At 39.3% G+C, this 13,461-nt stretch carries 16 protein-coding genes; 13 read left to right on the top strand and 3 right to left on the bottom strand.

Annotation, left to right across the window (positions count from 1 at the left end; all coding sequences use genetic code 11):
• Nucleotides 1-78 precede the first annotated feature (78 nt).
• Nucleotides 79-1,083, top strand: coding sequence for a FadR/GntR family transcriptional regulator (locus EFT72_RS00895; protein ID WP_124064941.1), 1,005 nt, complete (start codon nt 79-81; stop codon nt 1,081-1,083).
• An 18-nt stretch (nt 1,084-1,101) separates the two neighbouring features.
• On the top strand, nt 1,102-1,971 hold the full coding sequence (locus EFT72_RS00900) for a DUF2877 domain-containing protein (RefSeq protein WP_124064942.1): 870 nt from the start codon (nt 1,102-1,104) through the stop codon (nt 1,969-1,971).
• Between the two features lie 101 nt (nt 1,972-2,072).
• Here EFT72_RS00900 and EFT72_RS00905 read toward each other — a convergent pair whose 3' ends face one another.
• Nucleotides 2,073-2,981, bottom strand: coding sequence for a LysR family transcriptional regulator (locus tag EFT72_RS00905; RefSeq protein ID WP_124064943.1), 909 nt, complete (start codon nt 2,979-2,981; stop codon nt 2,073-2,075).
• Nucleotides 2,982-3,176: 195 nt separating this feature from the next.
• Here EFT72_RS00905 and EFT72_RS00910 point away from each other — a divergent pair, with 195 nt between their 5' ends.
• From EFT72_RS00910 to EFT72_RS00950, 9 genes are all read left to right on the top strand, one after another.
• Nucleotides 3,177-3,779: a hypothetical protein gene (locus EFT72_RS00910; protein WP_124064944.1), complete on the top strand. Its 603-nt coding sequence runs from the start codon at nt 3,177-3,179 to the stop codon at nt 3,777-3,779.
• On the top strand, nt 3,706-4,005 hold the full coding sequence (gene citD, locus EFT72_RS00915; RefSeq protein WP_124064945.1) for a citrate lyase acyl carrier protein: 300 nt from the start codon (nt 3,706-3,708) through the stop codon (nt 4,003-4,005). Before EFT72_RS00910 ends, citD begins: the two co-directional genes overlap by 74 nt.
• Complete coding sequence (locus EFT72_RS00920) at nt 4,002-4,904, top strand: aldolase/citrate lyase family protein (protein ID WP_206426588.1); 903 nt, start codon at nt 4,002-4,004, stop codon at nt 4,902-4,904. Before citD ends, EFT72_RS00920 begins: the two co-directional genes overlap by 4 nt.
• 1 nt (nt 4,905) lies before the next feature.
• Entirely contained in the window at nt 4,906-6,468 is a 1,563-nt protein-coding gene (gene citF, locus EFT72_RS00925) for a citrate lyase subunit alpha (protein WP_124064946.1), read from the top strand.
• Between the two features lie 47 nt (nt 6,469-6,515).
• Entirely contained in the window at nt 6,516-6,710 is a 195-nt protein-coding gene (locus EFT72_RS00930; protein ID WP_124064947.1) for a hypothetical protein, read from the top strand.
• 44 nt (nt 6,711-6,754) lie between these two features.
• Nucleotides 6,755-7,123 carry an FAD-dependent oxidoreductase gene (locus tag EFT72_RS00935; protein WP_206426589.1) on the top strand — a complete coding sequence of 123 codons (369 nt, stop codon included), beginning with the start codon at nt 6,755-6,757 and terminating at the stop codon, nt 7,121-7,123.
• Nucleotides 7,124-7,366: 243 nt separating this feature from the next.
• Nucleotides 7,367-7,819: a MarR family transcriptional regulator gene (locus EFT72_RS00940; protein ID WP_124064948.1), complete on the top strand. Its 453-nt coding sequence runs from the start codon at nt 7,367-7,369 to the stop codon at nt 7,817-7,819.
• 1 nt (nt 7,820) lies between these two features.
• A complete protein-coding gene (locus EFT72_RS00945; protein WP_124064949.1) occupies nt 7,821-8,837 on the top strand; it encodes a pirin family protein in 1,017 nt (338 codons plus the stop codon).
• Nucleotides 8,838-9,075: 238 nt separating this feature from the next.
• Nucleotides 9,076-9,855, top strand: coding sequence for a hypothetical protein (locus tag EFT72_RS00950; RefSeq protein WP_124064950.1), 780 nt, complete (start codon nt 9,076-9,078; stop codon nt 9,853-9,855).
• A 104-nt stretch (nt 9,856-9,959) separates the two neighbouring features.
• On the opposite strand, the gene EFT72_RS00955 is transcribed toward EFT72_RS00950, so the two are convergent.
• The gene (locus tag EFT72_RS00955; RefSeq protein WP_164473029.1) at nt 9,960-10,757 is read right to left on the bottom strand and encodes an ABC transporter permease; all 798 of its coding nucleotides are present in this window, start codon (nt 10,755-10,757) and stop codon (nt 9,960-9,962) included.
• The gene (locus EFT72_RS00960) at nt 10,750-11,517 is read right to left on the bottom strand and encodes an ATP-binding cassette domain-containing protein (protein ID WP_124064951.1); all 768 of its coding nucleotides are present in this window, start codon (nt 11,515-11,517) and stop codon (nt 10,750-10,752) included. Before EFT72_RS00960 ends, EFT72_RS00955 begins: the two co-directional genes overlap by 8 nt.
• A 286-nt stretch (nt 11,518-11,803) precedes the next feature.
• On the opposite strand from EFT72_RS00960, the gene rimP reads away from it, so the two are divergent.
• A complete protein-coding gene (gene rimP, locus EFT72_RS00965) occupies nt 11,804-12,271 on the top strand; it encodes a ribosome maturation factor RimP (protein ID WP_124064952.1) in 468 nt (155 codons plus the stop codon).
• 29 nt (nt 12,272-12,300) lie between these two features.
• Nucleotides 12,301-13,437 (top strand): transcription termination factor NusA, encoded by a 1,137-nt coding sequence (nusA, locus tag EFT72_RS00970; RefSeq protein ID WP_124064953.1) that lies wholly within the window; start codon nt 12,301-12,303, stop codon nt 13,435-13,437.
• Nucleotides 13,438-13,461 lie beyond the last annotated feature (24 nt).

Consider the following 13,461-nt stretch of genomic DNA (forward strand, 5'->3'; position numbering starts at 1 on the left):
GCATTCCTTTGTGGTTGACATTGGAAGGGGTAGATCATTGTAAATACATAAAGGAATGTAGATTATAGGAGAATTAAGATGATAGAAGATTTAGAGTATAATAAAAGAAACAATCTGTTGACCTTAAGAAGGTATCTCCAGCTTACTCAGAAGGAATTTATTAAACAATATTTTTCGGGAATGGATGGGAAGAATCAAATTAGCTTATCTACCCTTTCGAATCTTGAAACAAAGGGAGGCACCAGGCTTAATGATGTACTAGAACAGATTTCTAGCCAGTTGGATTTTGATACAAGCGTTTTTCAGATAAGTACAGATAAATTTATGAATGATTTGGAAAACCTGGTACCAAAGGATAGAAATATTGCAAAAAACCAGGAAGAAACCATAACCAGCAAGAACACTAATGTCAATGTATTGTTGAATCGTCTAACCAATTATTTTGCAGATGAATTTTTTTCGGGGAGATTAAATCCGGGAGATAAGATTGAGTCAGACCGCAACTTGGCAGAAATATTTCAGGTAGGAAGATCTGCGATTCGGGAAGCGTTAAAAGTGCTTGATGTCTTAGGACTGATTGAAATACGTCCGGGTCAGGGATCTTTTCTTTGCAATGATGGATCTAATTTTTTCATGATTCCTCTATCATGGTCTCTTTTTTTGAATACAGGACAGGTGGAAAGTATTTTAGATGTACGTTACGCTTTGGAAGTTAAGGCAGCAGGTATGTCAGCTTCTCATGCGCAGAGTAAAAACTTAGAAGAATTAAATGATATTTTCTTTCGGATGTACAATGCGTATCATGACCAAGATTATGATGTGTTTTTGGAGCTTGATATGGAATTTCATTTGATCGTGTCAAAGTGTTCGGGGAATGAAGTGATTTATCAACTAATTCGTACAATAATCAATTTTATGCGGAATGTCAGTTCCAGTGGTATGGCAAATATGGAACAATTGCAGTGTATTTATGATGAACATCAGAAAATATATGGATTTATAATTGCTCACGATGAAGAAGGTGCTGAAAACGCGATGAGAGAACATTTACAGGCAGCTAAAAAACGATATAATTTCCAATAGACCAATTGGGAGGGAACTATGGAAAAAAGAATCATACGCATGTCAGGACTTGTTAAGGAAATTCTAAATCGGCAAATCGGTGGATATGTTCACTCGATCTATAGAAAAACTATTAATTTGTGTTTCGCAGATAATCTGGTTGCGATCCAGTCAAACGGAACGCATTTGTCTCCATTGAGTATTATAATTGATGCAGATGAACTTGATATGTCAAGTGCCTGTGTTTTAAAAGGCGACAAAGTAGAAGTAACGGCAAATGGAATGATAATATCCGGTATGAACATTAAGGAAGAAAATACAGAAGTCGTACCATTAAAGCTTGATAAGGAAAAAATAGAGCAATCAAATGGCTTTTTTCTCAAAGAGGACAAACGCTTATATGATGGAATTATTCAATTGATGGAGGAAAAAAAAGTACTGGATTTGTTTTTTGACAACGGTCAGTCAGTTGGTAGAACTCCGATTTCTCTTTATGCTGAGAAATACATACAAAATTCAATCCAATCACTTGTACGCAAAGACTATAACCAGACGGCGCAGGAATTGATTGGAATCATTGGATTGGGGAATGGGTTGACGCCGTCAGGGGATGATTTTTTGTGTGGATTACTAGCAGGGCTAACTTATAATTCTAAGAAAAAAGAAGTCATGACTCTGCTTTCAGCTTTGAAAGTACAGATTGCAGAAAATAGAAATCGAACCAATGACATCAGTGGAGCTTTCTTAAAATGTGCAATCGATGGATATTACAGTGAAGCAGTTTTAAAAATCCCAACGCAAACAAACAGCGCAGGAATATCAAAGTTATTTTCGGAAATCGGGCACAGTTCTGGAGCGGATACTTTGTGTGGGATTTATTTTTCGGTTCAGCTTATCTCATATTTATAAATGGATATAAGTTACGTAGAAGGTATATTTGTAAAGAAGTAATATAGAATAAAAGCTGTCCGGCAAGAGGTTGTCCGGCAGCTTTTATTTTTACTGCTTGATTAAGTGAAGTCCTTTACGATTTTTATATATTCATTTGCATGGTGATTTAAATAGGATCCCTTACGGTAAGCGGCGACAAAATCAACCATTGTACTTGGCGTGCCAAAGGAAAAACACATGAGCTTATCCAGGAAATTCATATGTTTTAAGTGCGTATCAGTAACAAAGGCAACACCGTAATTTTTAGAAACCAACTCTGCGCCTGCCCTAATATTGCTTGTAATCAGAATCCTTTGCGGCTGAAATCCAACCTGTTGAAAAATACGATCTACCGTCAGACGTGAACGCTGGTTGGTTTCCTGAAGAATGAGACGTTCCTCTTGCAGCAGTGTTAAGTCAAACCACGGACGGGTACACGTATTTTTCGTTACTCCCCGGTCTGCCAGCGGATGATCAACTGACATGATCAGAAGCATTTCTTCATGACTGATCACTTCATAATCCACCTCTGGGCTTTTCACCGGTTTGTTAAAAAACGCCAGGTCTGTCTCACCGGAAAGGATCATACTTTCCAGGGTGGCTGAGGCAGATTCCTTTATATTAATAATAACATTCGGATACAGGCTTCTGAAGATAGGAAGCGTACATGGAAGCATGTAGGTTCCGCGCATAACCGGAAAGGCAATGTTTAACACACCGATATTGCTTTTAATAATATCTGACAGTTCGTTGTCCAATTCTTTTTTCAGCTGGAGAATCTCTCCGGCTTTTTTTACGTACCTTTCACCGGCATAAGTGAGCATGAAACGGTTGCCAATTTTTTTAAATAGTTTCTGTCCAAGGTCGCTTTCCAGGTTTTGAAGGAATTTTGTAAGCGTGGGCTGGGAAATATATAAAGAATTAGCAGCTTTGGTTATATTCTGATACTTGGAAACAGCTAAAATGTAATTCAAATCTTTAAAATCCATGGTACCACCTCTGTAACAATTTTACCTGAATTCAGAAAAAAAAGCAAGAAAATTATAGATATTAACTATAGTTTTCATGTAAAATATGAATTAGACGTATGGTTTGTAACATGTTATATTGATTCTATCGATAGGATTATATAATTCATAGATGGTAACCGTTAAGAAAAAATTTAATAATGAGGTGGAGCAGGCATGAACTACATAGATATTATATCTATTCTATTTTTGTTTGTCGTAGTGGCAATTGGGTTTGTAAAAAAGTGCAATATAGGTGTTTTAGCGATTGGATCTGCCTTAATTCTTGCCAGATTGGGCGGCTTAAGTGACGGTAAGGTACTGGCAGGCTTTGATGCAAAATTGTTTATAACACTGGTGGGCGTGTCGTTTTTATTCAGTGTTGCACAGGTTAACGGAACGTTGGAGCTTGTAGCGAAAAAAGGTATTGGGCTTGCAGGAAAGAGGACTTATCTGGTTCCGATTATCATTTTCTGTGTATCGGGAATTTTGACGATTATCGGACCTGGGAATATCGCGGTAGGAAACTTAATGACAGTTGTTGCAGTAACGATTGCAGTCAATATGGGCGAAAATCCACTTTTGTTTGCGTTGGCAGCTAAAGTAGCGGCCAATGGTTTTACTCTGTCCCCTTTAACTCCTCCCGGTGTATTAATGAAGAAATTAGGAACAGACGCTGGTTTTGCAGGATTTGAGGAGGAACGATATGGAAATCGTGCAGCCGGCAATGGCGGGAACACTGGAATCCAGCGACTGCCAGGTTACGGTAGAACCTGGTAATAACGGGATAGAATTTGACCTGGATAGTGTAGTTATCAACCAATATGGGAATCAGATCAGAAAGGTTGTGATGGAAACACTTAAGAATATGGGAGTCAGTCAGGTGAAACTTTCTATTGTAGACAAAGGAGCACTGGATTGTACAATAAAAGCGCGTGTGGAAGGAGCTTTGTTCCGTTCCGTGGGGCAATATGAAAATCTTCCATGGGGAGGAACAGTTCGATGATGAATCCAGAAAAGAAAAGACTAAGAAGAACCATGATGTTTTTAAATGCTCAGAAACCGGGTTTAATCAAAGATCCTTATATTTATAAGCCGGATTCCATTATACTGGATTTAGAGGATGCAGTAGCCGAAAACCAGAAGGATGCTGCACGGTTTTCCCTTTATCATGCACTGAAAGAAATAAATTACCACGGGTGTGAACGAGTGATACGTATCAATGCTCTGGATACCCCTTATTGGAAGGAAGATATCCGCTGTGCGATAGCAGGCGGATGCGATTCCATACGAATACCCAAAACAGAGCGGGCAGAGGATGTGAAGCTGGTTGAGGAAACGGTTGCTGCGGCAGAAAAAGAGTTTCATGTTCTGGAAGGAAAAACACTTATTATGGCAGCCATTGAATCAGCCAGAGGTGTAATGAAGGTTCTTGAAATCTGTGAATCCTCAGAAAGACTTTTTGGTATTGCTCTTTCTGGCGGCGATTATACCAAAGATTTACAGACACATATTACTGGGACCGGAGTGGAACTCATGGGTGCAAGACAAAATATGATCATAGCAGCAAGAGCGGCTGGTGTCCAGTGCTTTGATACTGTCTATACGAATTTAGATGATATGGAAGGGTTTCGCAAAGAGGCTGAATCCATTCATTTAATGGGATTTGACGGAAAATCAATTATAAATCCAAGACAGATCAGTGTTGTACATGAAATATTCACGCCAACACAGAAAGACATTATCTTTGCGGAAAAGGTAGTCAAGGAAATCGATGATAAAAAGGCAAAGGGAATTGGTGTATTTACTGTAGATGGAAAAATGATTGATATTGCATTTTATGACGGTGCGAAACGTACCATTTATATGGCGAAAGCGTCGGGCGTATATAAGGGGGATTTGTAAAATGATAAATGCAGTCGGAAGAGATATCCCGGAAGAGATTCTAAAGACCACTGGAAAGGAAGTATTCCAGGGGATTCACTACAAAGACGGATATACATATAAAAAAGATGGCCCCGTAACCAAATGTGTGAGTGATAACACGAAGAGTAAATTAGTAGAAAGCATTCATGATGTACTGATTAAATGTGACATAAAAGATGGTATGACTCTTGGTTTCCATCACCACTTCCGGGAAGGTGACTATATTGTTAATATGGTAATGGAAGAAGTACACCGGCTGGGGATTAAAGATATTACCATTTGCGCCAGCTCCCTTGGTAAGGCTCACGACCCAATCGTTCCATATATTGAAGATGGAACCATAACAAATATCCAGTCCTCAGGTGTTAGAGGAAAAATCGGTCAGGCTATTTCTGCCGGTAAATTAAAAGGATTAGCCATCATGCGATCTCATGGTGGTCGTGTTCGTGCCATTGAAAGTGGAGAAACCAGAATTGACATTGCATTTATCGGTGCACCTACCTGTGACGATTACGGCAATTGCCGGGGAATCGGAGGCAAGAGTAACTGCGGAGTCCTTTCTTATGCCCTTGTAGATGGGGATTACGCGGACCAGGTCGTAGCAATTACAGACAGCTTGGTACCTTTCCCCAATTTCCCTGCCCATATAAGCATGACAAAGGTGGATTATGTAGTGGTGGTAGATGCCATTGGAAATCCAGATAAAATTGCCACAGGTGCTGCAAAACCAACCACCGATATGAGAAAGCTGATGATGGCTGATTACTGCACCCAGTTTGTTGTAAATGCTCCGTATTTTAAAGATGGATTTTCTTATCAGACTGGAGTAGGCGGGGCTTCCATTGCATCTACTGTTTCACTTGCTAAAATCATGAAGGAACGCAATATCCGCATGCGCTTCGGTGTTGGAGGTCTGACAAAGCCCATGTGTGATTTGTTGGCAAATGATCAGGTAGACTGTCTTTTGGATACTCAGGATTTCGATCTTGATGCAGTGGAATCCGTAAAAGATTTAAAACATTTCCGCATCTCTGCTGGAGAGTATGCAAATCCGTTTAATAAAGGTGCGGTAGTGAATAAACTAGATTTTGTCATTCTGGCTGCTCTCGAAGTAGATGTCAACTTTAACTGTAATGTAGTGGTTGGCTCAGATGGAGAGATAACAGGGGCACAGGGGGGACACCCAGACACTGCCACTGGTGCTAAGTGTGCCATCGTGATTGCTCCTTTGTTACAGGGAAGAATTCCAGCTGTCTGTACGGAAGTTACCGCAGTGACCACGCCGGGAGAAAGTATTGATGTAGTCGTGACTGATTATGGAATTGCCATCAATCCGAAACGACAGGACTTAATTGACAGCATGAAAGGAGTCGACCTTCCTTTTAAAACAATCGAAGAACTTCGTGATATTGCTTATTCTATGGTAGGAGAACCGGAGAAAGTGGAATTTGATGATAAGATTGTAGGGATTATCGAAAGCCGGGATGGAACCATATTAGATGTAGTGCGCAAGGTGAAAGAATATGCGTTCACAGATAATTAGATGAAAGAAACAAGCTTGTCCTATATACAAAAACAAAGAATGAGGAAATGTTTAGAAGTTTAGGATTTTATACCGTGTCCCAAACAAAATCTGTATTGTTTATGGAGAATGTAAAACAAGAATTTGAAAGATTCATACAGGCAATACAGGTAATAACACCAATCGATGCCAAAGATTATGGGAGAATAGTTGGAGCAATTGTTGCCAACTGTTATCCGTTTACACTGGGGGCAGCCGCGTAGTGGTGTTAGGCGGAGGGCTGGTTGGATGTGAGCTTGCCTTATGAATGAAGAACAATGGAAAAGAGGTTACTATTGTAGAAGCCCAGGATGGTCTGTTAACATTAAATGGCCCGCTGTGTTTTGCCAATACCAGCATGCTTTTATCTCTGATTGAGGAGAAGAAAATTCCCGTTTATACAGATTCCAAAGCAATCCGCACCACAGAGCACGGGGTTGTGATTAAGACTTTAGAGGGGGAAATAGAATTAATCGCAGATTCGGTTGTACTTGCCGTGGGGTATGATTCAGAAAACAGGATTTATAATGAGTTAAAGCAAGAGGTCAGAGATCTTTACTTACTTGGAGATGCAAGAAAAGTCTCCAATATTATGTATGCAATATGGGATGCATTTGAGGTAGCATCAAATATCTGATTTTGAATTAAATGTGTTTTCGCCGCGGCAGCCCACCTCGATCGAGGATGGGCTGCTTTTCTGTGTCTGAAGGCAGAATAATAATTATACCATAGCTTTGTTGACAAGGGATCAAAAGTAGGAAAAAAGCAATAACGGCAAACACCGTACATTAGCCTTAGTCATATTTCTGATCGGGGCTTTTATCAATGAATTTGTTGAAACAAGATTGACATTATCACTAATTAGTGATATATTTGAACTATGAAAAAGAACACAATATCTTATGGTAAAGAAAATGATATGAATTTAAAAGCATTTATCGGACTTAGCAGAACAACCCAGGCACTTCACAGGAGAGCGGGTGCCATATTTAACCAGGCAGGTCTTACGTCAGCGCAATTTGCAGTGCTGGAAGCGTTGTACCACAAAGGCGATTTAACAATTAACGAGATTATTGCCAGCATTCTCTCCACTTCAGGCAATATGACGGTGGTAATCAATAACTTAGAAAAAGATGCCATGATAGAAAGACATCCGAATCCAAATGATAAAAGGTCCTGCATTATTGTGATCACGCAAAAAGGGAGAAAAAAGATAGAAGATATATTTCCCAAGCATGTGGAAGATTTAGCAGAGAGCTTTAATGGATTGAACGAAGAGGAGAAAGAACAATTTGTGCATCTGTTGAAAAAAATAAAGACGAGGAGTGAATGATATGAGCAAAAAAATAAAGGCAATTGAAAAAATAGGATTTCAATGGGGGATGGACAGTCCGTTTCTGGCATGTATGCACCATCAGGACCAATTCCCGGCAGGGAATGAGGCACAAGGGCCTGCAGTTTCTTTGGCAGGAAGAAGAATGGGAAATGATTTTTCCGGGAAAGACGGTTTTCGTATGTATCATGGAGAAAAAGTTCCAGGCTTTCCGGTTCATCCCCACCGTGGTTTTGAGACAGTTACCGTTGTACTGGAAGGGCTTGTTGACCATTTTGATTCCAAGGGCGCGGAAGGACGTTATGGAAATGGAGACGTGCAGTGGCTGACGACCGGAGCAGGGTGCCAGCATGTAGAGATGTTCCCACTGGTTCATCAGGATAAGGAAAATCCACTTGAATTATTTCAAATTTGGCTGAATTTACCAGCAAAGAGTAAATTCACAGATCCGGATTATAAGATGCTTTGGGCAGAAGATATTCCAGTGATCAAGCATACAAATGAAAAAGGAAAGACAGCAACGATCCGATTAATTGCCGGGAAACAGGAAGACAAAAAAAGTTTGGAGCCAACGAAAGATTCATGGGCAGCAAGGGAAGAAAACCACGTGGGAATCCAGCTTGTGGAACTGGAGCCTGAGGCAGAGTTTCCTATTGCTGCAGGTTCTAAGACCTTAAACCGTAACCTGTATTTTTATCAAGGAACCAGTTATATTACCATAGATGGTGAAAAGATTGATCCATCCTCTCGAATCAGGCTTTCAGGAGAAGATCCAATTACGGTGATAAATGGTGAGGAAACCAGTTACGTGTTACTGTTAGAAGGGGAACCGATTAACGAGCCGGTCGCACAATATGGACCATTTGTTATGAATTCCGAACAGGAGATACAAAAGGCATATGAGGATTATCAGAAGACACAGTTTGGAGGCTGGCCATGGCCTGATGATGAGCCGGTTCATGAAAGAGAAACGGGAAGATTCGCCCGTTATGCAGATGGAAGTGTGGTAAAAAGGTAATAGATAAAGGAAATACCCTGATATAAAACTGCTGAAACAATACAAAGGATTACAATGCTCATTAAAACCATATCCATCTTAAAGAGTTGTGGGTAAAAAATAACATGGTTTGAATGCTAAATCAAGGATTCGTGTGCAAAAAGTAGCACGAATCGTGTGTAATTTTAGTATTTTGATTAATTCGGAAATGATATGTGATATAATCAAGAAAAATGAATTATGATAGGGGGAAAGTTAAATGAGATTAAATTTATTACCAAAGGCAACAGTGATTAATCCATTAATTATTAATCAAAATCTAAATAGCTCATCGGTCAAGAATAGGAGTAAAGATAAGAGTGATTTTATTTCTCAGATTGGAAGAAAAGATTCAGTTTTGATTTCAAAGCAGGGAAAGAAAATAAGTATGATTGAACAGCTTATGGATCAAAAAGAATTGATTCAGCAGAGTAAAGATAACCTTCTAGAAAGTGGATTAAAAGAGGGGAATGCAGTTAATCAAGATAAGATGAAAGAATATGATGAACAGTTAAAGAATATTGATAAACAGATCGCGAAAGCAATGATGGATGAGACAACAGAAGAAACGAAAAATAAATTAAATTCGAATAAAAAGAATGAGAATCAGCCGATTACAGAGCAAGATTTTCAGAATCAGAGGAATGCAAATATCATAAGCTCTTCGTCAACGATTGAACAGTCTAAAGTGTTACTATCTAAAAAGAATAAAATGGATGGCGAGGCCAATGTTTTGAGAACTGAAATTAAATCAGATGGATCGAAAGCATTGAAGAGTAAATTCAAACGAATCTCTGAAATAGAAAATAAATCATCAGATTTATTAAAGCAAGTAGAGGATAAATTGTCTGATGCTATAGATTTATTTAAGGACAGTGATAAAAATATAAATCTTGTAAAAAATGTAAAGAGTTTGAAGTCAGATAGAAGTATAAGGAAAATAAATGAAAGCGATAATTACAGAAAAGAGGAAGAGGATTATGTTTCCCAAAGGGAGTAAAACTGCTCTGTTAGGGATTCAAATATTCTGACACAGTAAAATAAACCTTCAAATTGAGTATTTTATCTATCAGCCTGAAGGTTTATTTTTTGAGATACGAATCCTTAGAATTTTATCTTCTTCTCCAGCAAAGAAATCCCCTGATACAAAACTGCTGAAACAATGCAAAGGATTACAATGCTCATTACAACAAGGTCCATCTTAAAGACCTGACTTCCATAAATAATTAAATATCCGAGACCTTTATTCGCTGCTAAGAATTCTCCAATAATCACTCCGACCAGGCAAAGCCCGATATTCACCTTCATATTACTGATGATTAACGGAACAGAACTGGGGAGGAGAACTTTAAGCAGTACATCCTTTTTTTTCCCGCCCAGAGAATAGATTAGTTTGATCTTATCTGGATCTGTTTGAGAAAAACCAGTATAAAGTGTCATAATACAACCAAAAACAGCGACAGAAATGGACGCTACAATAATGGTTTTGATGTTATTGCCCAGCCATACAATTAAAATTGGTGCCAACGCCGATTTTGGTAGACTGTTTAACATGACTAGATAAGGTTCTAAAACCTCAGATACACTTCGGCTGGACCATAAAAGGATAGAGATCAACAGGCCGAATACGATTACAAGTGAAAAGCTGATCAGAGTTTCCAACACTGTGACCCCCGTATGGATAAAGATGCTTTTATCTTTCACCATGCTAAGAAAGCAGAGGGTGATGCGAGAAGGAGAACTAAATATAAAATCATCAATGATATCAAATCTTGCACATAATTCCCAGAGAGAAAGCAGCAGAACCAACATCATAATCCGCCAGATTTTTACATTTCTTCGGTGAAGCTTTTCTTTTTCAATAAACGCCTGTTGTGCAGTTGTTGGGTGTGATTCAATCATGGGTTTGCAGCTCCTTCCATACCTGATTAAAATAGACGGAAAACTCCGGCATATTTCGGCGGGCTAAGGAGTGAGTATCCCCATCGCCAAATGAGATTGGAACTTCTGCTTTTATTCTTCCAGGCCTTTTGGTCAGAACAATAACTCTGTCCGCAACGCTGATGGCTTCCGAAAGGTCATGAGTAATAAGGATAGCAGTTTTATGAGTACTTTTAATAATGGAACTGATATCATCGCAGACAGAAAGCCTGGTCTGATAGTCGAGAGCAGAAAAAGGTTCATCTAATAACAATAGGTCTGGTTTCAGGGCAAGAGTGCGTACAAGTGCGGCTCTTTGCCGCATCCCGCCAGACAGTTCGGAAGGTTTGGAATTTTCAAAGCTTCCAAGTCCGTAAGTAGAAAGCATCTGACGCAGCTTTTCCCTTGTGTTATTCGTACACTTTTTTTGAATTTCCAGACCAAGTTCCGCATTGCCTAATATCGTACGCCATTCAAACAGATGATCCCGTTGCAGCATATAACCAATATTAACTCCAGATTCTGTCCGGGGAACACCATCGATAAAGATTTCGCCTTCTTCAGGTATTAATAAGCCACTGAGTATAGACAGCAGGGTTGATTTTCCGCATCCGGATGGACCAACAACAGCAAGGAATTCCCCGTTTGCGGCAGTAAACGTTATATTTGAAAGGGCCAGTGTCTCACCCTCAAGAGAATGGTAGGAGTAACTGAGCCCCCGAACTTCCAATTTTGGTTTCATGGGTCCTCCTTATATGACTGTATAACTTCTGATAGTGTTATAATATGTACATAAAAGGGGAGTGTGAGGATAGATTCGTCCCTCATGTGAAAATTATGGACCAAAGCAAGAAGTGATTGTTTCCTATATAATAGGAAGAAATAATAGATCTACAGGGAAATACATGAAAAATAACTTGCATTGGTATACGAATAGTGCTATAATGTCATAGATAACATGAATGTTTAGCTGATTAAGAGTGGGCGGAAGTCCACTCTTTCCATTTGTTTGGAAAGGTGGGAGGAAGATGACAAAAAGAGAAGAGTATGAGGCGAAAACAGAAAGCTTTTTACTGCCCATTATAGAAGAAAACCAATTTGAACTGGTTGACGTGGAATATGTAAAAGAGGCCGGAAACTGGTATTTACGGGCTTATATTGATAAAGAAGGCGGAATCGCAGTCGATGATTGTGAGATCATAAGCCGAAGACTTGGAGCGTGGCTTGATGAGAAGGATTTTATTGCAGACAGCTACATTCTAGAGGTTAGTTCTCCTGGTCTTTTAAGACCTCTTAAAAAGGATAAAGATTTAGACAGAAATATCGGTAAAGATGTGGATATTAAGTTATATAAACCGTTGAATAAGCAAAAGGATTTTACAGGTACGCTTATATCCTATGAAAAAGACACTGTAACCATAGCCCAGGAGGATGGGACCGAGATGTTATTCAATCGACCGGAAATCGCAATCATCCGGCTGGCATTTGATTTCTAAACAGTAAGAGATATTAGGAGGATAAAAAAATGAATAAGGAACTGTTAGAAGCACTGAATATTCTGGAAAAGGAGAATAATATCAGCAAGGATACCCTGCTAGAGGCCATTGAAAACTCTCTCCTTACTGCGTGCAAAAACCATTTTGGGAAAGCAGATAATTTCAAAGTCAGCATGAATCCAGAAACCTGTGATTTTCTTGTTTTTGCAGAAAAAGAGGTGGTGGAAACAGTTGAAGATCCTCTGTTGCAGATAAGCCTTGCAGAGGCGAAGATGACAGATCCCAAATATGAGATTGGTGATGTGATTCAGTGTCCGGTTGATTCTAAAAAATTCGGAAGAATTGCCACTCAGAATGCAAAGAACGTGATTTTACAGAAGATCCGTGAGGAAGGAAGAAAATCACTGTTTAATGACTGGACTTGTCAGGAACGTGAAGTGGTTACTGGAATTATACAGAGATATTTAGGCAAGAATGTTAGCATCAATCTAGGCAAAGTAGATGCCATTCTTAATGAAGCAGAGATGGTTAAAGGAGAAATATTTAAACCGACCGAACGAATCAAGGTTTTTGTTCTGGAAGTAAAGGATACTCCAAAAGGACCAAGGATTTCTGTTTCCAGAACGCATCCGGATCTGGTGAAGCGACTGTTTGAATCAGAGGTAACTGAAGTAAAAGATGGAACAGTAGAGATCAAAGCGATAGCAAGAGAAGCAGGATCTAGAACCAAAATCGCAGTAAAATCCAATGATGAAAATGTAGATCCAGTAGGCGCATGTGTTGGTTTAAACGGTGCTAGAGTTAATTCTATTGTTAATGAATTAAGAGGGGAAAAGATTGATATCATCAACTGGGATGAAAACCCTGCTTACTTAATTGAGAATGCATTAAGTCCAGCAAAAGTGATCTGTGTGGTAGCGGATGAGGTAACCAAAGAAGCACAAGTCATAGTTCCCGATTACCAGTTATCTCTGGCAATTGGAAAAGAAGGTCAGAACGCCAGACTAGCGGCCAGACTTACTGGATATAAGATTGATATTAAGAGCGAGACACAGGCAAGAGGGATGGGACTTTTTGAAGAATTGGGACTAGAATATCAAGATGAGAATGTCAGCGTAGACCAAGAAAATCAAGAAGCACCTCCAACAGAATTTCAGGAAGATTAGTTAATTGGAGTCGAACCGGAATAA

Origin of the sequence: Clostridium sp. E02, from assembly GCF_003833015.1 — a bacterium.
Classification (GTDB): Bacteria; Bacillota; Clostridia; order Lachnospirales; family Lachnospiraceae; genus Lacrimispora.